Source organism: Mesorhizobium vachelliae (genome assembly GCF_033977325.1).
Classification (GTDB): Bacteria; Pseudomonadota; Alphaproteobacteria; order Rhizobiales; family Rhizobiaceae; genus Mesorhizobium; species Mesorhizobium vachelliae.
In genome coordinates this window covers 1-18,809 of record NZ_JAVIIR010000014.1, presented here as the reverse complement: position 1 = coordinate 18,809, position 18,809 = coordinate 1, and the positions used below count along the sequence as shown (strand labels likewise).

Genomic DNA, 18,809 nt, shown 5'->3' with positions numbered 1-18,809 from the left:
CGTGGGGAGATCGCACCGAAGTCCCGGGTGGGCGCGCGCCGCGCGTCCAAGGCCGCCCTCGCAATTTCGTCGGCGATCGACCTAAAGTTGCCGCTCCAGGCGCCGGCGCCGCCGGCGTTTTTGAGATCAGACGGCGATCACCTTGCCGAGATGCTCGCCCAGGCGGCAGGCGAGCGCGGTGATGGTGGTGGTAGGGTTGCACTGGCCGGAGGTGCAGAACACTGACGAGCCGCCGACATAGAGATTGTCCATGCCATGCACCTTGCAATTGGCGTCGACGACGCTTTTCAAGACATCGGTGCCCATGCGGGTGCCGCCCATATGGTGGTGGCCCGCCGTCTCCTCGTTGGTCGGATAATCGCCGCCATTGCTGATCCACTCGTCGATGCGGACGCGGCCGAGATTCTTCTGCGCCATCGTCGTGCCGAACAGCCTGAGGCCCTCGAGCAGGGTGCGGCGCTCGAGCGGCGATTTCTTCCAGTGCAGTTCGATGCGCGGCACGCCGGCGTGATCGACATCGGTCTTCGACAGCTCGATCTGGTTCGAGGCGAGCGGCGCCTGCTCCCAGGCGACGTAGAGCTGAGCCGCGCAGCGCAGCCTCTGGTCAAGCTGGGACGACATCCACTCCGCCATGTTGGGCGCGGTGCAGGCGAGGTCGGCGATCAGCTTCTTGACATTGGGATAGGGGCTCTCGATCAGTCGGATGCCGAAATTCATGATCTGCAGCCGCTCCATCGCGGCAAGCGTCGGCGAAAAGAAGGCCTCGTTCGAGCCGTCGACCTCGAATTCCGAGTAGTTGGCGAGGATGGCGTTGCCGCCCTCGAAGGTCGGGTGTTCCATCCAGTAGCGGCCGAGCGCCGTAGCGTTCGGCACCACGCCGCCATTCGAGCCCTCATTCGACCACAACAGCAGCCGCGAGTTTTCGAGCCCGCCGGTGCAGGTGACGAAATAGTCCGCCGTGAAGGTGCCCGCGTCCTGCCCGTTCGACCAGAGCTTCGCGCCGGTGACGCGCTTGCCGTCGCCGGCAAGCTCGGTCGCATAGGTGTTGAGGACGACGGCGATGTTCTCGCTCTTGTCGAGCTCATCGGCGAATTTCTCGCCGAAGCGCACTGCGGGGCTCTTGATCAACTGCACCCAGCGGATGTCGTCCGAAACCTGGACGTCCGGACGGAACGCCGGAAGCTCGAGGATGTCATGGACTTCGCCAAGATAGGGCTCGATGTCGGCGCGGCTGATCGGCCAGCCGGTGTCGGGCGCCCATGCCTTGGGCTCGAAGTCCTGCTTGTCGAGCACGCGGCACCAGCCGGCCCAGTGGTTGGACGAGCCGCCCATGAAGCGCAGCCTGGTGATGTCGAGGTCGAAGTAGAAATCGCCGACCGTCTTGCCACGGTAGAAATCCTGCGACTCGTCGCTGAATTCGCGCGAGCCCGCCTCCAGGACGACGACCGGGATGCCTGCGGCGCCCAGCTTCCTGGCGATCGTCGTGCCGGCGGGACCGGAGCCGAGGATGCAGGCCTTGGGTTGGAAGCCGGCCTGCTTATAGGCTTCGTAGCTGTCGAAGATCATGCGAGGTCGCTCCGGCGCAGGATCCAGCCATTGATCTCGACGATTTCATCGGGGTCGATCTCGTTAGGGTTGGCAGGGGCCGTCCGGCTGCGGAACAGCGACAGCGCGGGCAATACGATCAGCGCCTGCACGATCGCGCGGCGCGACATCCTTTTCATGAAATTGCTCATGACACGCCTCTCGATAGCGGCCTCGATGCACGCATGCCGTTCCTGAACGGCACACATGCCGCCGGGGAAGCCAATTCCGTGCCAAAGCCAGGTGAAAACCGCGTTACACGAGGAAGTTTAGCGCGGCTGAATATGGACATGGTTAGGGCTTTCCTAACGCTCCGGTAAGCTTCAAGCCGCCTCGGGAAGCTCGCGGTCGAGGATCGAAAGATTGCGGCCGCGGTTCTTGGCCTCGTAAAGCCTGCGATCGGCGGCGCGCATCAAATCGGATACGGCCGCGCTCTCGCCGCAGCTTATGCCGCCGATCGAGACCGTAAGCGGCACGGTGCGCTCGTCGACGGGGCGGAAACGGATCAATTCGACCTCGCGGCGGATGCGTTCGGCGACATGCTTGGCTTCCGGTTCGCTGGCGCCGACCAGGAAAGCCGCGAATTCCTCGCCACCGATGCGGCCCAGCACGTCGCCGCTGCGGACACCGCGCTCGATGGCGCCGGCGATCAGAAGCAGCGCTTCGTCCCCCGTCAAATGACCGTAGCTGTCATTGATCCTCTTGAAGTGATCGGCGTCGATGATGAGCAGCGCGCCCCGGTCGCTCTTGCGCCGCGACCCGTCGAGCGCGGCAAAGAAGGTCTCGCGGTTGAGCATGCCGGTCATGTCGTCGCGGCTTGCCTTTTCCGACAGGCGCCGGTGCGCCGCCGCGAGCTGCGCGTGGGCCCGGGCAAGCTCGCGGTGGGCATTCTGCAACCGGTCGCTCTGCCAGAAGCTGCTGGCGCTGGCAGCCCAGGCGAGCACGAGCGGGCAGACCGTCGACGCCAGCCAGACGGTGCGGCTCATCGGAAAGCCCATTGCCGGAACCACAATCAGCGTCAACAACAGCGAGACAGCGACCGAAGCGAACGCCACGGCAGCGGCCCTCAGAAATATGCGACTCATCACTTGCTCCCAACGGAGAGCCTCTGTGCCAGCAAGCGTTAAAGGCGACCTTTCCGAGACTTTTAAAATTTGAAGTGAGACGCCTTTTTCACAATTCGTGACGCGCATAAGTTGTGGATAAAATCAGCGCCGGCATGCCATAAGAAACCCATGACAACGACACCCGATCCCGCCCGCTTCGCCCATGTCACGGACTGGGTGTTCGACCTCGACAACACGCTCTATCCGCATCACTCGAACCTGTTCGCGCAGATCGACGTGAAGATGACCGCCTATGTCGGCGAGCTGCTGACGCTTTCGCGCGACGAGGCGCGCAAGCTGCAGAAGGAGCTCTACCTGGAGTACGGCACGACGCTGAACGGGCTGATGAAGCGGCACGGCATCGATCCCGACGATTTCCTCGAGAAGGTGCACGACATCGACTATTCGCGGCTGGTGCCGGATCCGGTGCTGGGCGCTGCGATCCGCCAGCTTCCCGGGCGCAAGTTCATCTTCACCAATGGCGACCGCAGGCATGCCGAGCGCACCGCGCGCCAGCTCGGCATATTGGAGCATTTCGACGACATCTTCGACATTGTCGCGGCGGGGCTGAACCCCAAGCCGGAGCGCCAGACCTATGAGCGTTTTGCCGAATTGCACTCGGTGACAGGACACAATGCGGTGATGTTCGAGGATCTGGCGCGCAATCTGGCCGTGCCGAAAACGCTCGGCATGACGACCGTGCTGGTGGTGCCGCGCAATTTCGAGCCGACCTTCTCGGAAATCTGGGAGCGCGACCCCGCAAACGAAGACGATGTCGATTTCGTCACCGACGACCTCGCCGGCTTCCTGACCGCGATAGTCGACGTGGTGGCCTGAACCCAGGTCGGATTACCGGTACGCCGTCCGCGCGCAGCGCGTTCCGCTGCCGCGAGTGACCTGATCTAGTCGAAATCCGGGATCGTGCCGGGCGGCAGTCCCAGTCGGCCGTTCAGTTCCTTCAAGAACCTGCACAAGTCCGGATTGCCGCCGGCTCCACTGCCGTTGCCATTGCCATCGGACGAATGGCCGTTGCCGTAGCCATTGCCGCAATTGGCGTTGCCGTTGAAGCTGCCGCCGTTGAAATTGCCGCTGAAGCTGCCGGCATTGCCGTTGCCGTTGAAATTGCCGCTGTTGCCATTGCCGTTGAAGTTGCCGGTATTCCCGTTGCCGTTGAAATTTCCGGTATTGCCAAGGCCGTTGGTGACACCGGCCCCGATTGGAAGGTCGGAAACCCTGACCAGAGTCGAGGCATCGGCGGCCAGGAACGCGGCAAGCAGGGCGGCGAGCGTGAGGCCGTTTCCATCAAGCAGCCTCGCCGCCACCCGGCGCTTGCGAAGCCGGGCGGACGCGGACGATCTCAAGCCGGTCATCAGTGGCTTCTCCCGCCGTTGAAGTTGCCGTTGTGGTTGCCGTTGAAGGCGCCGACATTGCCGTTGCCGTTGAAGCTGCCGCCGTTGAAGTTGCCGTTGCCAGCGCCGATGTTGCCGTTGCCGTTGTATTGGCCGGTGTTGGAGTTGCCGTTGAAGGCGCCAATGTTGCCGTTGCCGCTTGTCGGCGAGGTGTTGGAGTTGCCGTTGAAAGCCCCGACATTGCCGGTGCCGCTGTTGAAGGCGCCGACATTGCCGGTACCGCTGTTCTTGTAGCCGACATTGCCGCCGAAATTGCCGAGCGGGTTCATGCTCCTGACATTCGAGCCGATGGCTTGGCCGTATTTGCCGACCGCCGCCTGGACGGCCGACATGCCGAAGGCCTGGCTGCCGGTCGTGGTGTCAGCTTTCGCCGCGGTTGCACTCAACAACCCCAGGCATAGCGCCGATATGACATAGCGTTTCATCTGCGAGCTCCTTCCATGGCTTAGCTTTTGAAATTGGGCTTTTGAAATTGGCACCTGTTTCGAAACGGACCGGCGTCGAAAAGGACTGGGACCGCCGGCGACATATCGCGATAGCCTTGCGCGGGGGACGGGCGCGTGGCTCGGCGGTCCCAGAGACGTCAGCATCTTTCCAAGTTGGGGCTTGGCGACGCTGTCGGTGGGACGGCGCTAGTGGTTGACGTTGCCGTTGCCATTGCCGTTGCCAATGCCCGCATTAGCGTTGCCGTTGGCATTGCCATTGCCGAGGCCGAAGTTGCCGTTGCCGTTCACGTTGCCATTGCCCAGGCCGAAGTTCCCGTTCCCGTTGCCATTGCCGTTGGCGGCGCCGGCATTCAGGTTGCCGTTGTAGTTGCCGTTGAAGGCGCCCATGTTGGCATTGCCGTTTCCGTTGCCGTTGCCGAAGCCGAAATTGCCGTTGCCGTTGAAGTTGCCGTTGAAGGCGCCGGTATTGGCGTTTCCGTTGCCATTGCCGTTGCCGACGCCGACATTGCCATTGCCGTTGCCATTGCCGCTACCGACCGAAAATGCGGATGCCGAACCGGTCAGAGCCGACAGCACGGCCGCGGCCAGGATGATCTTTCTCATGACGTTCTCCTTGGTTTGCGTTGAGCTTCCCGGCCAGTTCAAGATGACCGGGAGGACGCTTGAAGGATGCATGCAGAAATGGCGCCCATGAATTCGGGCTGATCAGCAGGTGCCGTCGGTTTTTCTGCTGATCCCCTTGTCGGGAAAATTTGAAGCCATCGGGAAAAAACTGACAGGCATAAAGGCATATGCTGGGTGTATATTGTGCTGGGATCAGCCCCTTGTTCCTTTTCTCGCGGGGCCGGCACGTTGCGGCGTTGACGGGAAAAGAAGTCGATGGAGGGTGGCATCGACACCGGCAAAGACGATAGCTTGGGAGTCCGGCGCCGTGGCCTGGCGCGGCATCTGGTTGCCGTGCAGGAAGAGCAGCGCCTGCGCCTGTCACGCGAGCTGCATGACGATCTGGGCCAGATGCTCGCCAGCGTCGCGCTCGAATTGCACATGGTTCGTGCCGGCTCGCCGGAGATGGACGCTCGCCTCGAGCGCGCCGCGATGCTGGTCGACCGGCTGAACGCCAAGGTGCATGACGCCGCCTGGAGCCTGCGACCCGCGGACCTCGATCGCCTCGGCCTCAGAGCTTCGGTCGAGGACCTCGCCAGCGTGCTTTGCGGTCAACTCGGCATTCCATGCGAGATGGATCTCGAAGCCCTTTCGAGCCCGCCGCCTGCCGAGATCGCGCTCACGCTCTACCGCATTGCGCAGGAAGCGCTCACTAATATCGGCAAGCATGCCGCGCCTAGCCGCGTAAGCGTCACGGCGCACATCCATGACGACCGGATGCGCCTGACGATCGAGGATGACGGCCGCGGCTTTGACGGTGGCGCGGAACCTGGTCCGGGCCATCTGGGACTTGCCGGGATGAGGGAGCGGCTCGCGCTGGTTGGCGGCAAATTGTCGGTTGAAACCGCCAGGGGCAAGGGGACCACCATATACGCCGATGTGCCCCTCGCCGGCTGATCGGTGGCTTCTTGCCGACAATACGTGGTCACGTCTGAAATGGCATCTTCGGCGTCAGGTGGGCTTACGTGAAGCGCCGCACATCCCGGACATTAGCCCCGGCTTACAATCCGGGCCCATTGGGTTAGGCGGGGGATGGCTTACCCGCACCGGCGCCTCGCGGCTTGCCGAGACAGACGGGCGTCCCGCATCAGGCGGGGCAGTTGCCTAGACCATCAAGAACAAGAGAGCCTCTTCCAGGTGATGGGCTCTTTCATCGATTGATGGAGGTTACAAGGTGTGCTGTAGGCGAATATTTGTGGTCGACGACCATCCCATCATCCTGTCGGGGGTCGGCGCGATGATCAACAGCCAGGAGGATCTGACGATCGTCGGGCTTGCCGGGAATGCCGAAGATGCCCTCGAAGGGATCGGCAAGGCGCTGCCGGAAGTCGTGGTGGTCGACATATCGCTTCCGGGCGTCAACGGGGTCACGCTGATCGAACGGCTCGGCGAGCGCTTTCCCGAGATCAGCTGCATAGCGCTGACGGGGCACGAAGACCCCGGCTGCCTGCGCCAGGTGCTGGCGGCCGGCGGGCGCGGCTTCGTGGTCAAGCGGTCGACCGCGACGGACCTGCTGCAGGCCATCCGCTGCGTATTGGCCGGCGACAACTATGTCGATCCGGCGCTTGCGGCGCGCATATTGAGCCCGCGCAGCGCCCCGCAGGGCGATCCCGGCAATCTCAGCGAACGGGAACGGTCGGTCATCCAGCTGGTGGCACTCGGCTACAGCAACAAGGAGATCTCGTCCCGGCTCAATCTCAGCATAAAGACGATCGAGACCTACCGAACCAGGGCAACCGAGAAGCTCGAGCTGCATTCACGGGCAGCCATCGTGCGCTTCGCGCATTCGAATGGCTGGCTGGCCGAGCTGCCCGTGTGAGCGGGCGACTGGCGCGTCATCGGACCCGCTCTAAAGATTGTAGAAGCGGCGGATGATGTCCCAGGCTTCGTCGGCCGTATCGACGAAATCGATGATATCCTGATCCCCGGGCGAGATCGTGCCCTGCTCGGCGAGGAAATCGAGATCGATCGCCCTTTGCCAGAACGCCTTGCCGAAGAGGATGACCGGCACGCGCTCCATGCGTCCCGTCTGGATCAGCGTCAGCGTCTCGAAGAATTCGTCCATCGTGCCGAAGCCGCCCGGGAACACCGCGACTGCCTTGGCGCGCATGACGAAATGCATCTTGCGGATGGCGAAGTAGTGAAAGTTGAAGCAGAGCTCCGGCGTGACATAGGCGTTAGGCGCCTGCTCGTGCGGGAGCACGATGTTCAAGCCGATCGACGGTGCGCCGACATCGTCGGCGCCGCGGTTGCCTGCCTCCATGACGCCCGGTCCGCCTCCGGTGACGACGACATATTCCCGATAATAGGAGGTGGCCGACTGCCGCGAGCACAGGCGGGCGAATTTGCGCGCTTCCTCGTAATATTTGCTGTTGGCCTCGAGGTTCTTCTTCTGCGTCTCGTTCTTGGCCGCCCAGGCCTCGCCGCCCGGTTCCGGCAGGCGGGCGCCGCCGAACAGGATGACGGTCGAGCGGATGCCGCGTTCGGCCAGGATCATCTCCGGCTTCAGCAGCTCGAGCTGCAGCCGCACGGCGCGCAATTCTCGCCTGGTCATGAAGTCGGGATCGTTCCAGGCCAGCCGGTAGGTTTCGGCGCGCGTCTGCGGGGTATCCGGCACGCTTTTCGAGCGCTCCAGGTCCTCGTCCGAATGCGGCAGCGGCGTCCACCCTGCCTTTTCCATGGGAGTCATCGAATCCACCCGTCCAATTCCTTCACTTGCGCCGTCCCGTGACGCTGGCGCGATTGACCCTCATTGAGCCTTAACATAGGGTCCGCGCGACTTTTAAACAGGTTAAGGCTGAGCGTCTTAACAGCTTGGTAATGGAGCGAAATCATGTCGAAGCCCGATCTGGCGAGCCTCGAAAAGACCATCGAAAGGGCCTTCGAGGAGCGCGACGCGATTTCGACCGCTACGCGCGGCGAGACGCGCGACGCCATCCAGGAAGCGCTCGGCCTGCTCGATCGCGGCGTCGCCCGCGTCGCCGAAAAGCGGGACGACGGCAAGTGGCACGTCAACCAGTGGCTGAAGAAGGCGGTGCTGCTCTCCTTCCGGCTGAATCCGATGGAGATCATCAAGGGCGGCCCCGGCCAGGCCGTGTGGTGGGACAAGGTGCCGTCCAAGTTCGACGGCTGGAGCGCCGTCGACTTCGAGAAGGCCGGCTTCCGCGCCGTGCCGTCCTCGATCGTGCGCCGCTCGGCCTATGTCGCGCCGGGCGCGGTGCTGATGCCGTCCTTCGTCAATGTCGGCGCCTATGTCGATTCGGGCACGATGGTCGACACCTGGGCCTCGGTCGGCTCCTGCGCCCAGATCGGCAAGAACGTGCATCTTTCCGGCGGCGTCGGCATCGGCGGCGTGCTGGAGCCGATGCAGGCCGGCCCGACCATCATCGAGGACAATTGCTTCATCGGCGCGCGCTCGGAAGTGGTCGAAGGCTGCATCGTGCGCGAAGGCTCGGTGCTCGGCATGGGTGTGTTCATCGGCCAGTCGACCAAGATCATCGACCGCGCCACCGGCGAGGTCTTTTACGGGGAGGTGCCGGCGAATTCCGTGGTCGTCGCCGGATCGCTGCCGGGCAAGCCGCTGCCCAATGGCGAGCCGGGCCCGAGCCTCTACTGCGCGGTGATCGTCAAGCGCGTCGACGCCAAGACCCGTTCCAAGACCTCGATCAACGAATTGCTGCGCGATTGATCCTGCCTAAAGCGCGTCGCGATCTTTCAGATTCGCTCCCTGCGCTTTAGGTTTTTGATCTTGCGCATGTCTTTGTCCCGAAAACCGGTTCCCACTTTCGGGAGACATGCTTTGACGGAGCGGACGCGTTTGTCTGAAAGATCGCAATTCCTCTGGGTGTTCTTCAGCCTTTCAGGGCGGCTGAGCCCGGTCGCCTATGCGCTGGCCGGGGTCTTGCTGGTGCTTGTCCAGTTTTTCCCGTTCTACCAGTTCGCGCGGGTGGAGCTGAACACCACCGCCAGCCAGAACTGGGCCATGATATGCTGGGGCGTGCTGCTGATCTCGGCCTGGGCCACCTTCGCGGTGACGGCAAAGCGCTTCCATGATTTCGGCAAGCCGACCTATTTCGCGCTGATCTCGCTCATCATCGGGCCCATCCTGCTCATCATCCTCTCCTGTTTCCGCAGCGATCCCGGACCGAATCGCTACGGCAGGCGCACCAACGCGCCGGGAGACAGCTGAGACCGCCATGCGCTACCGCACGCTCGACCCGACGCGGATCATCGAGACGGCCCAAAGGCTGGAGGAGCGTGTCGCCGAGCGTTTTCCGGAAAGGGGCCTGCGCGCCATTGCCGCCGAACTGGTGTCGCTGTCGCTGGACCTCGCCAAGGCCGCCAAGGAGCTGGAAGCGCCGATCTGGTGGCTGCGCGGCGTCATCATCGCGGCCTTCATCGCCGGCGTGGCGATGTTCCTGTTCGTCGGCACCATCCTGCCGCTCGACCGCATTTCGGGCGCCGACGATGCCGTGCAGTCGATGCAAGGCATCGAGGCGACGATCAATACGGTCATCCTGGCCGTGCTCGGCTTGCTGGCGCTGATCCGCACCGAGGAGCGGATCAAGCGCAAGCAGGTTTTCCGGAAGCTGCACGGGCTGCGCTCGCTGATCCATGTCATCGACATGCATCAATTGACCAAGGATCCGGCGACCTTGTCGGCCGACTTCAAGCCGACCTCGCACTCGCCCGCCCGCATCACCAACGCCGCCGACCTCGCCCGCTATCTCGACTATTGCTCGGAAATGCTGTCGATCACCGGCAAGATCGCGGCGCTGTTCGCGCAGTCGGTCAATGACGACGTCGTCGTCAATGCCGTCAACGACATCGAGAACCTGAGCTCCAACCTGTCGCGCAAGATCTGGCAGAAGATCACGCTGATCGAGGACCGCCGCTAGAGCGGTTCGGCGTTTCGCGGAAACGCCGGACCGCTCTATCTCTTTGTTTTTACGCAATTCCGAACGGAAGGTTACGGCGAAGGCGCCGAACTTGACCGCGTCACACTTTTCCTGGAATTGCTCTGACTTTCTCCGCTGCCAGCTTCGGTGGGCCGCGCTTTTCCGCTTCCGCCTGACGCACCAGCGCGGCGACGCGTTCGTTGACCGGCGTCGGAGTCCCGGTTTGCCTCGCCAGGCGAATGATGGCGCCCTGCAATTCGTCGATCTCGGTCGGGCGGCCGCGCTTCAGGTCGTCCCACATCGACGAGCGCGCCTGAGGGTCGATCGCCAGCATGCGGCGGGCCAGAAGGCCGAACAGCCAGTCGGGCAGCCGCAGCACTTTCGGCAGCAGCGCCGGCGGCAGGCCGGTGATACGCGCCGGCGCGATGCCCGCGGCCTTCATCGCGGCGAGCGCCTCATCGATCTCGGCGGCAAGGATGACGCGCCAGCTTCGGTCGGCCAGTTGCCTTGCCAGCGGCAGGTCGGAGAGCGCCACGAGGGCATTGTTGAGGTTCATCAGCAACTTGCCCCACTGCACCGCCTTCATGTCAGCGCGCGCTTCGACGGCAAGCCCATCGACATCGAGCAGATCGACGAGACCTTCGACGCCGGTATCGATCATCACTTCGCCCTGGCTGGCGCGATGCGCGCGCAACGGCGCCTCGCCATAGGGCGAGAGGACGACGTTGAACATGACCATGCCGGTCAGCACCCGCCAGCCGGGGAGCGCGGCGCGCAACCTGTCGGCATTGTCGACGCCGTTCTGCAGGCTGACCACCACAGCATCCGGGCGCCCGTGGGTGCCGATCAGCCTGGCCATCTCCGCGGTCGCGCCGCTCTTGACCGTCACCAGGATGACATCCGCGTCCGGCAGTGCCGCCGCCGGATCGTCGGCAACGGCAATCGCCTGCGTCGCGAGGCGGCGGTCGCGGCCATCGAGATCGCTGATGCGCAACCCACCTTCGCGCAGCGTCTCGACGATGCGGCCGCGACCGAGGAAGACGACCTTGCGTCCGGCGAGCGCCAAGCAGCCGCCGACATAGCAGCCGATGCTGCCGGCGCCGGCTATCGCAATGGTGCTTGTTTCACTGGCCATGCATTCGTCCTCGCTTGGCCCGGAACTATACGCGATGAAAACCATATTGTCGGCGGCATGACCGGCGATCATCTGCCACCGTGACACGACAAACGCTTTCGACTATCGCTTTGCCCATGACATTGCCGACCGATCCCGCCGCCAACCTTGCCGCCCTGATCCGCTGTCCTTCCGTGACACCCGCCGAAGGCGGCGCGCTTGCCGCGCTGGAAGATATGCTGAAGCCGCTCGGCTTCTCGGTCGAACGCCCAACCTTCTCGGAAGACGGCACACCGGACATCGAAAATCTCTATGCGCGGCGCTCGGGCAACGGCCCGCATCTGATGTTTGCCGGCCATACCGACGTGGTGCCGGTGGGCGACGAGGCGGCCTGGACGCATCCGCCCTTCGCCGCCGAAATCGCCAATGGCGAGATGTATGGGCGAGGCGCCGTCGACATGAAGGGCGGCGTCGCCTGCTTCGTCGCCGCGGTGGCGCGCCACGTCGCCAGGAATGGCGGCCCGAAAGGCTCGGTGTCGCTGCTGATCACCGGCGACGAGGAAGGGCCGGCCATCAACGGCACCACCAAGCTGCTCGACTGGGCGGCGGCCAAGGGCGAGAAATGGGACGCCTCGATCGTCGGCGAGCCGACCAATCCGGATGCGCTCGGCGACATGATCAAGATCGGGCGGCGCGGCTCGCTGTCGGGCAGCGTCATCGTCAACGGCCGCCAGGGCCATGCCGCCTATCCGCAGCTTGCCGACAACCCGGTGCGCGGATTGATGAGCCTGGTCGATGCGCTGCTCCATCCGGTGTTCGACAAGGGAACTAGGGATTTCCAGCCGACCAATCTGGAAGTGACGTCGATCGATGTCGGCAACCCGGCGACCAACGTCATCCCGGCTAAGGCAACCGCCACCTTCAACATCCGCTTCAACGACACTTGGGATGCCGAAACGGTGCAGGCCGAGATCCACAACCGGCTCGATCAGGCCGCCGGGCGCAAGAAATACCGGCCGGGCAAGAAGACGCCGGTCGACTACGAGCTTGTCTGGCGCGACCGGCCGAGCCATGTCTTCCTGACCCGCGACGACAGGCTGATCGATACTCTGAGCAGCTCGGTCAAGGCCGTGGTCGGCAAGACGCCGGCGCTCTCCACCTCCGGCGGCACGTCGGACGCGCGCTTCATCAAGGATTATTGTCCGGTGGTCGAATTCGGCCTGGTCGGCAAGACCATGCATATGGTGGACGAGCGCGTCGCGCTTGCCGATCTTGAGACGCTGACGCAAATCTACGAACGCTTTATCGAAGACTGGTTCGGACAAGGCCTTTCGTGACCATGCTTTCGGCGGACGAAACCTATGCTTCGCTGGCCGGCGCCTGGCGGCTGATGTTCGGCAAGGCCGACGGGTTACGCCTGCTCGACCTGTCGGCGGACGGTTTCTGGAATTCCTTCTTCGCCATCGTCGTGGCGGCGCCGGCGCTGATCGTCGGCTGGGTCGGGATCGCCAACGAGGTCGGCGACCCGGACGCCTTCGCCGGACGCCTCGGCATGTTGATAAGGCTGGCAACCGTCGATCTCGGCTCCTGGGTGCTGCCGCTGGTGGCGCTGGCGCTGGTCGCGCCGCGCGCCGGCATAGGCGGCCGTTTCGTCCACTACGTCGTTGCTTCCAACTGGGCGTCGGCGATCATCGCCTGGCTGATGCTGCCCTCGGCGCTGCTCAGGCTCTTCCTCCCCTCCAGCAGCGAGATCACCAGCCTGTTGTCGCTGGTTTTGTTCGCCCTGTCGATGGTGCTGACCTGGCGCATGACCAACGCAACCATCGGCAAAGGCCCCGCGATGGGCACGGCCGTGTTCGTCGGCATGTTCATTGCCTCGCTGCTCGTCCTGTTCGGCCTGCAGATGCTGCTCGGCATCGACATACCGGACAGCACGACGGGTTAGGTGTCGGTGTCCCTGGCGGATTTGCCGAGCGCCTCCGGATAGTCAACCCCGACAAGAAAAAGCCCATCCGGCGGGGCTACCTGGCCGCAGGCGGCGCGGTCGCGCGCTTCGAGGGCCGCCTTGAGATCGGCGGCGCCCCAGGAGCCGTCGCCGACGCGCCTCAGCGAGCCGACCATCGAGCGAACCTGGTTGTGCAGGAAGGAGCGCGCCGAGCTGCGCACCTCGATGAAGTCGCCATCGCGGCCGACATCGAGGCGGTCAAGCGTGCGGACCGGGCTTTCGGCCTGGCACTGGGTGGAGCGGAAGGTGGTGAAGTCATGCTTTCCAAGCAGCACCTTGGCCGCCTCGTGCATGGCCTCGGCGTCGAGCCGCTTCGGCACCCACCAGACCTTGCCCTTTTCCAGCGCCGCCGGCGCCCGGCGGTTGAGGATGCGATAGAGATAGTGGCGGCCGGTGGCGGAAAAGCGCGCATCGAAATCGTCGGCGACGACGGCAGCTTTCAAGACGGCGACGCGCGCGCCGACCGCCTGCAGATGGGCGTTGACCGCGTCGCGCACCTTGTCGCCCGACCACGCTTTGGCGAGATCGACATGCGCCACCTGGGCGGTGGCGTGCACGCCGGCATCGGTGCGGCCGGCGGCACGTATTCTTAGGTCTTCACCGCAGAACTTCTCGATCGCCTGCTCGATCGCCTGCTGCACAGAGGGCTGGTCGGCCTGATGCTGCCAGCCGGCGAACTGGCTGCCGTCGTATTCGATATCGAGCCGAAAACGCGGCATGTTCAGACAAATGCCGATGTCTGAAACGAGACCTTGTCTTCTCCGTAGAGCATGATCTTACCCGAAAACCGGTTCCCACTTTTCGCGAACGCGGACCTTCGGTTCGGGATCATGCTCTAAGCAGCGAGCGCGGTGAAGGCCGAAGCGTAGACCAGCCTGCCGGTCTCGGGCACGTCTCCCCAGGCCAGGGCCTGCAGCGCTTCGCCCTGATACTCGCTTTCGAATCCTGCAGCGCGCGCATGGGTGTAACCGAAGCGGCCGTAATAGACCGGATCGCCCAGAACCACGGCAAGCGTCTCGCCGGCGTCCTTGAGGCGGATATGCGCCTCGCGGATCAGCGCGCCGCCGATGCCGGTGCCGTGGAAGGAGGGCTCGACCGCCAGCGGCGCCAGCGCGACGGCCGCGAAACGCTTGCCGCCATTCTGCACGTAAAGCCTGGAAAACAGGATGTGGCCGACGACCTGGCCGTCTTCCTCGGCAACCAGTTCGACGACGGCGTCGCCGCCGGTGACCAGGGCGTCGACCAAGCCGGCTTCCGCCTGCTGGCCAAAGGCATGCTCTTCGACGAGACGGATCGCCTCGCGATCCCGCGGCGTCGCCGCACGTATCGACATCATGCTCATGTGAGTTTCATTCCTTTTGCGATCTTGGCTCCGCGCAAAAACTCCTGCGCGGCGGCGGGCCTTCCGCCCGCCCGTTGAACTTCGACCAGCCTGACCGCACCCGACCCGCAGGCGACCGTCAGCCGGTCATCGAGAATTCCTCCCGACTCGCCGACGCCATCAGAGAGCGTCGAGCGAAGCAGTTTCAGCCGCTCCATGCGGCCGCCAATTTCGACCTCGCACCACGCGCCCGGGAAGGGCGAGAGGCCGCGAATGTGATTGTGGACTTCGCCAGAAGGCCGCGTCCAGTCTACGCGTGTCTCCGATTTATCGATCTTTCGGGCGTAGGTCACCCCTTCCGCCGCCTGCGGGGTAAATGTCAGACAATTTATCCCCAACTGCGCAAGCGCCTCAACCATCAGCGAAGCGCCCTGAGCCATCAGGCGGTCATGCAATTCACCGGCCGTCATATCGGGTGCGATGGCGATTTTTTCAACCATTGCCACCGGCCCGGTGTCCAGCCCTTCTTCCATCTTCATGACCATCATGCCGGTCTCGGCGTCGCCGGCCATGATCGCGCGCTGGATGGGAGCAGCACCACGCCAGCGTGGCAAAAGCGAGGCGTGGCCGTTGAGACAGCCCAGGCTGGGCGCGTCCAAAACGGCTTTCGGCAGGAGCAATCCATAAGCGACGACGACCGCGACATCGGCCTGCAAGGCGACGAAGGCCTGCTGCTCGGCCTCGCCCTTCAGCGATGTCGGCGTGCGCACCTCGAGCCCCAACCGCTCGGCCTCGCGCTGCACCGGCGAGGGCGTCAGCTCCAGTCCGCGCCGCCCAGCGGCGCGCGGCGGCTGCGTGTAGACGGCCGCGATCTCGTGACCGGCATCGGCGATGGCGCGCAAGGTCGGCACGGAAAAATCCGGCGTACCCATGAAGATGACGCGAAGGGGCATGCCCCCTAGCCCACCATCTTGCCCGGCGCCTTGTCCTTGGCGAGCTTCTTGAACTTCCGCACCACCATGTCGCGCTTGAGCTTCGAGATGTGGTCAATGAACAGCACGCCGTTGAGATGGTCGATCTCGTGCTGCAGGCAGGTGGCCATCAGGCCTTCCGCCTGCATCTCCTGCAATTTGCCGTCGCGGTCGAGATATTTCACCCGCACCGAGGCCGGGCGCTCGACTTCGGCGTAATAATCGGGGATCGACAGGCAGCCTTCCTCATAGACCGAGCGCTGGTCGGAACTCTCGAGTACTTCCGGGTTGATGAAGACATGCGGCTGAGGCTCCTCGCCTTCCTTGGCGAGGTCTATGACCAGGAGCCGCCGCGGCTCGCCGACCTGGATCGCCGCAAGGCCGATGCCGGGCGCGTCGTACATCGTCTCCAGCATGTCGTCGGCGAGCTTGCGCAAATCGGCATCGACGCGCTCGACCGGCTTGGAAACCTGGCGCAGGACGGGATCGGGGAGAATGATGAGCGGCTTGATCGACATGGCGTCTCACCTAAGACGTCGTTGGAAAAGCGTCAACCGGTGTGGAGTTGACCTGTTCACGTTTTGATCTGTGCCACGCGGCCGAATCGGTTATGCTGCCTCTCATGAACGACATGACCTCCATTCTTTCGCAACCGATCGCGCGGCTCGGGGCCTCTACGATCACGCTCGGCCACGCGCTTGCTTTCGCCATTGTTCTGTTTGTCGTTCTTTTCGCGGTGCTGGTCATTGCTCTGTGGCGCGCGGCCAAGGCGCGTGCGGTTGCAGCCGCGGAAGCCGCTGATCACGCCCGCGACACCGAGGCACGCATTGCCGACGTCCTGCAGGCGCAGGCCGAGATGCAGGGGCGCATGGGCGCCATCGCCGAAGTGTTCGGGGCGCGGCAGGCCGAGCTTACCCAGTCGCTCGGACAACGGCTCGACGCCATGACCGGCCGTCTCGGCCAGACAATGGCCGAGCAGACTAAGTCGACGCATGAAAGCCTGGCCAAGCTGCAGGAGCGGCTGGCCGTGATCGACACCGCGCAAGGCAACATCCAGTCCTTGGCCGGCCAGGTCGTGCAGTTGCAGGCGATCCTCTCCAACAAGCAGACGCGCGGCGCCTTCGGCCAGTCGCGCATGGAGGCGATCGTCGCCGACGGCCTGCCGCACGGCGCCTATGAATTCCAGGCCAGCCTCTCCAATGGCAGCCGGCCCGATTGCCTGGTGCGGATGCCGAATGGCGCGCCGATGCTGGCCATCGACGCAAAATTCCCGCTGGAAGCCTGGAACGCGATCCGCGCCGCCGGAGGCGCCGACATGCAGAAGGTTGCGGCGCAGGCTTTCCGGCGCGACATCGAGGTGCATATCCGCGATATCGCCGAAAAATACCTGATCCAGGGCGAGACGCAGGACACCGCCTTCATGTTCGTGCCGTCGGAATCGGTGTTCGCTGAGATCCACGAGAATTTCGAGGCAGTGGTGCAGAAGGCGCATCGCGCCCGCGTTGTCATCGTATCGCCCTCGCTCCTGATGCTGTCGATCCAGGTGATCCAGGCGATCCTCAAGGACGCCCGCATGCGCGAACAGGCGCATCTTATCCAGGGCGAGGTCATCCGGCTGATGGAGGATGTGGCGCGCGTCGACGAGCGCGTGCGCCGGCTGCAGACGCATTTCGGTCAGGCGGCTCGGGACATAGACGACATTCTCGTGTCGACGTCGAAGGTGACCAAACGCGGCCAGAAGATCGAGGCGCTGGAATTCGCCGAGGTCGAAACCGAGGCCGCGCGAAGCGCAGCGCCGAAGGCCGACGGCGGTTCGCGCGTGGCCGATTCAAAGACGGGTCAGCTCAGGCTGCGGGTCGTCGACGGCGACGAGTAGCCGATTAAGCACCCGAAAGGGCCACAGTCTTCGCCTTCGGCGTCTCAGGGCTAAAGCCGACGGCGCCACCGCCGCCAACCTTGTCTCCATGACATTTTTTCGTTGGCGCGCAGCGGCCTTTTGCGTGCACCATGGGCGATCCCGTTCTCGCAAGGCCCTCGCCCCATGACCACCCTGCCCGGCATCTTAGACATCCGCGCCGCCGCCGAGCGGCTTTCCGGCCTGATCGTCGAAACGCCGCTGATCGAATCGCCGGAGCTCAACAAGCGCCATGGCGGCCGCATCCTGTTCAAGCCCGAGACGCTGCAGCGCACCGGCTCCTTCAAGATCCGCGGCGCCTACAACAAGCTGTCGAGCCTGAGCAAGGAAGAGCGCGGCCGTGGCGTCGTCGCCTTCTCTTCCGGCAACCACGCGCAAGGCGTGGCGGCTTCGGCCGCAATGTTCGGCGTCAAGGCGGTCATCGCCATGCCGGCCGACGCGCCGGCGCTGAAAATCGGCAATGTCCGCAAGATGGGCGCCGAAGTGGTGCCGTTCGACCGCTTCAAGGACGACCGCATGACGGTCGTGCGCCCCTATATCGAGAAGGGCATGGTGCTGGTGCCGCCCTTCGACGATCCGGCCATCATTGCCGGCCAGGGCACGATCGGCCTGGAGCTGATGAAGCAGGCGAAAGCGCTCGGCGTGGCGCTCGACGCCGTCATCGTGCCTTGCGGCGGCGGCGGCCTGTCGAGCGGCATCTCGCTCGCGGTCAGGGACGCTTCGCCGCGCACGCAGGTCTGGGCGGTCGAGCCCGAGCATTTCGACGACACGCGCCGCTCGCTGGCCAGGGGCGAAAGGGTCGCGAACGAGCCCGGCCACAGTTCGATCTGCGATGCGCTGCTCACCGCCGAGCCTGGCGCCATCACCTTCGAGATCAACCGCCGCAACCTCGCCGGCGCCATCGCCGTCTCCGACAAGGCTGCCGCCCAGGCGATGCGCGATGCCATGGCCTATCTCAAGCTGGTGGTCGAACCCGGCGGCTGCGTCGCGCTGGCCGCGCTCTCGTCCGGCGAGATCGATCTCAAGGGCAAATGCGTTGCCGTGGTGCTTTCCGGCGGCAATGTCGATTTCGGCACCTACGCGGAGATCATGGCGGCGTAGGAGCTGCGTATCGAACGCAGGAAGCGCCGCGATCCTTCGCGCCCCCCTCTGTCCTGCCGGACATCTCCCCCACGAGGGGGGAGATTGGCAATTTCGGCGCCTCGCTCTTCCTGGGACCTTGGCGTTTGGCGAAAGCCGGCGTGAAAGCTGATCTCCCCCCTCGTGGGCATAAGCGCTAAGATAGTGTTGGCATGGACTGAAACTTGCGTTTTCGTGGTGGCTCACGCCAACGATGTCGCAAGGCATGGAGATTTTGACGCAGGGCTGCCAATGGCG

The 18,809-nt window shown here is 64.2% G+C and carries 22 protein-coding genes; 10 read left to right on the top strand and 12 right to left on the bottom strand.

Going from position 1 to position 18,809, the window contains the following annotated elements; translation table 11 throughout:
* Nucleotides 1-126: 126 nt before the first annotated feature.
* The 3 genes from RFM41_RS25480 to RFM41_RS25470 all read right to left on the bottom strand — a co-directional run bounded on the left by RFM41_RS25480 (nt 127) and on the right by RFM41_RS25470 (nt 2,669).
* The gene (locus RFM41_RS25480) at nt 127-1,566 is read right to left on the bottom strand and encodes a GMC oxidoreductase (protein ID WP_320252275.1); all 1,440 of its coding nucleotides are present in this window, start codon (nt 1,564-1,566) and stop codon (nt 127-129) included.
* The gene (locus RFM41_RS25475) at nt 1,563-1,736 is read right to left on the bottom strand and encodes a hypothetical protein (protein ID WP_320252277.1); all 174 of its coding nucleotides are present in this window, start codon (nt 1,734-1,736) and stop codon (nt 1,563-1,565) included. The genes RFM41_RS25480 and RFM41_RS25475 overlap by 4 nt, the downstream gene beginning before the upstream one ends.
* 171 nt (nt 1,737-1,907) lie before the next feature.
* Nucleotides 1,908-2,669 (bottom strand): GGDEF domain-containing protein, encoded by a 762-nt coding sequence (locus RFM41_RS25470; RefSeq protein ID WP_320252279.1) that lies wholly within the window; start codon nt 2,667-2,669, stop codon nt 1,908-1,910.
* Nucleotides 2,670-2,819: 150 nt separating this feature from the next.
* Here RFM41_RS25470 and RFM41_RS25465 point away from each other — a divergent pair, with 150 nt between their 5' ends.
* Nucleotides 2,820-3,527 carry a pyrimidine 5'-nucleotidase gene (locus RFM41_RS25465; protein WP_320252281.1) on the top strand — a complete coding sequence of 236 codons (708 nt, stop codon included), beginning with the start codon at nt 2,820-2,822 and terminating at the stop codon, nt 3,525-3,527.
* A 65-nt stretch (nt 3,528-3,592) separates the two neighbouring features.
* On the opposite strand, the gene RFM41_RS25460 is transcribed toward RFM41_RS25465, so the two are convergent.
* From RFM41_RS25460 to RFM41_RS25450, 3 genes are all read right to left on the bottom strand, one after another.
* On the bottom strand, nt 3,593-4,060 hold the full coding sequence (locus tag RFM41_RS25460) for a hypothetical protein (protein ID WP_320252282.1): 468 nt from the start codon (nt 4,058-4,060) through the stop codon (nt 3,593-3,595).
* Entirely contained in the window at nt 4,060-4,524 is a 465-nt protein-coding gene (locus tag RFM41_RS25455; RefSeq protein ID WP_320252284.1) for a hypothetical protein, read from the bottom strand. The genes RFM41_RS25460 and RFM41_RS25455 overlap by 1 nt, the downstream gene beginning before the upstream one ends.
* A 207-nt stretch (nt 4,525-4,731) precedes the next feature.
* Entirely contained in the window at nt 4,732-5,148 is a 417-nt protein-coding gene (locus tag RFM41_RS25450; protein WP_320252286.1) for a hypothetical protein, read from the bottom strand.
* A gap of 276 nt (nt 5,149-5,424) precedes the next feature.
* Here RFM41_RS25450 and RFM41_RS25445 point away from each other — a divergent pair, with 276 nt between their 5' ends.
* A complete protein-coding gene (locus RFM41_RS25445) occupies nt 5,425-6,105 on the top strand; it encodes a sensor histidine kinase (RefSeq protein ID WP_320252288.1) in 681 nt (226 codons plus the stop codon).
* Between the two features lie 298 nt (nt 6,106-6,403).
* Nucleotides 6,404-7,027, top strand: a complete 624-nt coding sequence (locus tag RFM41_RS25440) for a response regulator (protein WP_320252289.1) — start codon at nt 6,404-6,406, stop codon at nt 7,025-7,027.
* Between the two features lie 30 nt (nt 7,028-7,057).
* On the opposite strand, the gene RFM41_RS25435 is transcribed toward RFM41_RS25440, so the two are convergent.
* Nucleotides 7,058-7,897, bottom strand: a complete 840-nt coding sequence (locus tag RFM41_RS25435) for an LOG family protein (RefSeq protein WP_320252306.1) — start codon at nt 7,895-7,897, stop codon at nt 7,058-7,060.
* 144 nt (nt 7,898-8,041) lie between these two features.
* On the opposite strand from RFM41_RS25435, the gene dapD reads away from it, so the two are divergent.
* The 3 genes from dapD to RFM41_RS25420 all read left to right on the top strand — a co-directional run bounded on the left by dapD (nt 8,042) and on the right by RFM41_RS25420 (nt 10,106).
* Nucleotides 8,042-8,896: a 2,3,4,5-tetrahydropyridine-2,6-dicarboxylate N-succinyltransferase gene (dapD, locus tag RFM41_RS25430; RefSeq protein ID WP_320252290.1), complete on the top strand. Its 855-nt coding sequence runs from the start codon at nt 8,042-8,044 to the stop codon at nt 8,894-8,896.
* Nucleotides 8,897-9,025: 129 nt separating this feature from the next.
* A complete protein-coding gene (locus RFM41_RS25425) occupies nt 9,026-9,397 on the top strand; it encodes a DUF805 domain-containing protein (RefSeq protein ID WP_320252291.1) in 372 nt (123 codons plus the stop codon).
* A 7-nt stretch (nt 9,398-9,404) separates the two neighbouring features.
* Entirely contained in the window at nt 9,405-10,106 is a 702-nt protein-coding gene (locus RFM41_RS25420) for a hypothetical protein (protein WP_320252292.1), read from the top strand.
* A gap of 100 nt (nt 10,107-10,206) precedes the next feature.
* Here RFM41_RS25420 and RFM41_RS25415 read toward each other — a convergent pair whose 3' ends face one another.
* Nucleotides 10,207-11,241: a 2-dehydropantoate 2-reductase gene (locus RFM41_RS25415; RefSeq protein ID WP_320252293.1), complete on the bottom strand. Its 1,035-nt coding sequence runs from the start codon at nt 11,239-11,241 to the stop codon at nt 10,207-10,209.
* A 116-nt stretch (nt 11,242-11,357) separates the two neighbouring features.
* On the opposite strand from RFM41_RS25415, the gene dapE reads away from it, so the two are divergent.
* Nucleotides 11,358-12,557, top strand: coding sequence for a succinyl-diaminopimelate desuccinylase (gene dapE, locus RFM41_RS25410; RefSeq protein ID WP_320252294.1), 1,200 nt, complete (start codon nt 11,358-11,360; stop codon nt 12,555-12,557).
* Between the two features lie 2 nt (nt 12,558-12,559).
* Nucleotides 12,560-13,165, top strand: coding sequence for a transporter (locus tag RFM41_RS25405; protein ID WP_320252307.1), 606 nt, complete (start codon nt 12,560-12,562; stop codon nt 13,163-13,165).
* Here the strand turns inward: RFM41_RS25405 and truA are convergent.
* From truA to def, 4 genes are all read right to left on the bottom strand, one after another.
* Entirely contained in the window at nt 13,162-13,944 is a 783-nt protein-coding gene (gene truA, locus RFM41_RS25400) for a tRNA pseudouridine(38-40) synthase TruA (protein ID WP_320252295.1), read from the bottom strand. The two genes, RFM41_RS25405 and truA, sit on opposite strands and share 4 nt — an antisense overlap.
* Nucleotides 13,945-14,060: 116 nt before the next feature.
* On the bottom strand, nt 14,061-14,567 hold the full coding sequence (locus RFM41_RS25395) for a GNAT family N-acetyltransferase (RefSeq protein ID WP_320252296.1): 507 nt from the start codon (nt 14,565-14,567) through the stop codon (nt 14,061-14,063).
* Nucleotides 14,564-15,499, bottom strand: coding sequence for a methionyl-tRNA formyltransferase (gene fmt / locus RFM41_RS25390; RefSeq protein WP_320252297.1), 936 nt, complete (start codon nt 15,497-15,499; stop codon nt 14,564-14,566). Before fmt ends, RFM41_RS25395 begins: the two co-directional genes overlap by 4 nt.
* A 5-nt stretch (nt 15,500-15,504) precedes the next feature.
* Nucleotides 15,505-16,035, bottom strand: a complete 531-nt coding sequence (gene def / locus RFM41_RS25385) for a peptide deformylase (RefSeq protein ID WP_040984875.1) — start codon at nt 16,033-16,035, stop codon at nt 15,505-15,507.
* 104 nt (nt 16,036-16,139) lie between these two features.
* Here def and RFM41_RS25380 point away from each other — a divergent pair, with 104 nt between their 5' ends.
* Together RFM41_RS25380 and RFM41_RS25375 are read left to right on the top strand one after the other, a co-directional pair.
* Complete coding sequence (locus tag RFM41_RS25380; protein WP_320252298.1) at nt 16,140-17,393, top strand: DNA recombination protein RmuC; 1,254 nt, start codon at nt 16,140-16,142, stop codon at nt 17,391-17,393.
* Nucleotides 17,394-17,558: 165 nt separating this feature from the next.
* Nucleotides 17,559-18,533, top strand: a complete 975-nt coding sequence (locus tag RFM41_RS25375) for a threonine/serine dehydratase family protein (protein ID WP_320252299.1) — start codon at nt 17,559-17,561, stop codon at nt 18,531-18,533.
* Nucleotides 18,534-18,809: the final 276 nt, after the last annotated feature.

Coding starts and splice junctions, on each gene's coding strand:
- RFM41_RS25420 (WP_320252292.1), top strand. CDS start 9,405: ATGCGCTACCGCACGCTCGACCCGACGCGGATCATCGAGACGGCCCAA.
- RFM41_RS25405 (WP_320252307.1), top strand. CDS start 12,560: ATGCTTTCGGCGGACGAAACCTATGCTTCGCTGGCCGGCGCCTGGCGG.
- RFM41_RS25480 (WP_320252275.1), bottom strand. CDS start 1,566: ATGATCTTCGACAGCTACGAAGCCTATAAGCAGGCCGGCTTCCAACCC.
- RFM41_RS25465 (WP_320252281.1), top strand. CDS start 2,820: ATGACAACGACACCCGATCCCGCCCGCTTCGCCCATGTCACGGACTGG.
- RFM41_RS25450 (WP_320252286.1), bottom strand. CDS start 5,148: ATGAGAAAGATCATCCTGGCCGCGGCCGTGCTGTCGGCTCTGACCGGT.
- RFM41_RS25415 (WP_320252293.1), bottom strand. CDS start 11,241: ATGGCCAGTGAAACAAGCACCATTGCGATAGCCGGCGCCGGCAGCATC.
- RFM41_RS25470 (WP_320252279.1), bottom strand. CDS start 2,669: ATGAGTCGCATATTTCTGAGGGCCGCTGCCGTGGCGTTCGCTTCGGTC.
- RFM41_RS25460 (WP_320252282.1), bottom strand. CDS start 4,060: ATGACCGGCTTGAGATCGTCCGCGTCCGCCCGGCTTCGCAAGCGCCGG.
- fmt (WP_320252297.1), bottom strand. CDS start 15,499: ATGCCCCTTCGCGTCATCTTCATGGGTACGCCGGATTTTTCCGTGCCG.
- RFM41_RS25380 (WP_320252298.1), top strand. CDS start 16,140: ATGAACGACATGACCTCCATTCTTTCGCAACCGATCGCGCGGCTCGGG.
- RFM41_RS25475 (WP_320252277.1), bottom strand. CDS start 1,736: ATGAGCAATTTCATGAAAAGGATGTCGCGCCGCGCGATCGTGCAGGCG.
- dapD (WP_320252290.1), top strand. CDS start 8,042: ATGTCGAAGCCCGATCTGGCGAGCCTCGAAAAGACCATCGAAAGGGCC.
- def (WP_040984875.1), bottom strand. CDS start 16,035: ATGTCGATCAAGCCGCTCATCATTCTCCCCGATCCCGTCCTGCGCCAG.
- RFM41_RS25445 (WP_320252288.1), top strand. CDS start 5,425: ATGGAGGGTGGCATCGACACCGGCAAAGACGATAGCTTGGGAGTCCGG.
- truA (WP_320252295.1), bottom strand. CDS start 13,944: ATGCCGCGTTTTCGGCTCGATATCGAATACGACGGCAGCCAGTTCGCC.
- RFM41_RS25455 (WP_320252284.1), bottom strand. CDS start 4,524: ATGAAACGCTATGTCATATCGGCGCTATGCCTGGGGTTGTTGAGTGCA.
- RFM41_RS25375 (WP_320252299.1), top strand. CDS start 17,559: ATGACCACCCTGCCCGGCATCTTAGACATCCGCGCCGCCGCCGAGCGG.
- RFM41_RS25435 (WP_320252306.1), bottom strand. CDS start 7,897: ATGACTCCCATGGAAAAGGCAGGGTGGACGCCGCTGCCGCATTCGGAC.
- RFM41_RS25395 (WP_320252296.1), bottom strand. CDS start 14,567: ATGAGCATGATGTCGATACGTGCGGCGACGCCGCGGGATCGCGAGGCG.
- dapE (WP_320252294.1), top strand. CDS start 11,358: ATGACATTGCCGACCGATCCCGCCGCCAACCTTGCCGCCCTGATCCGC.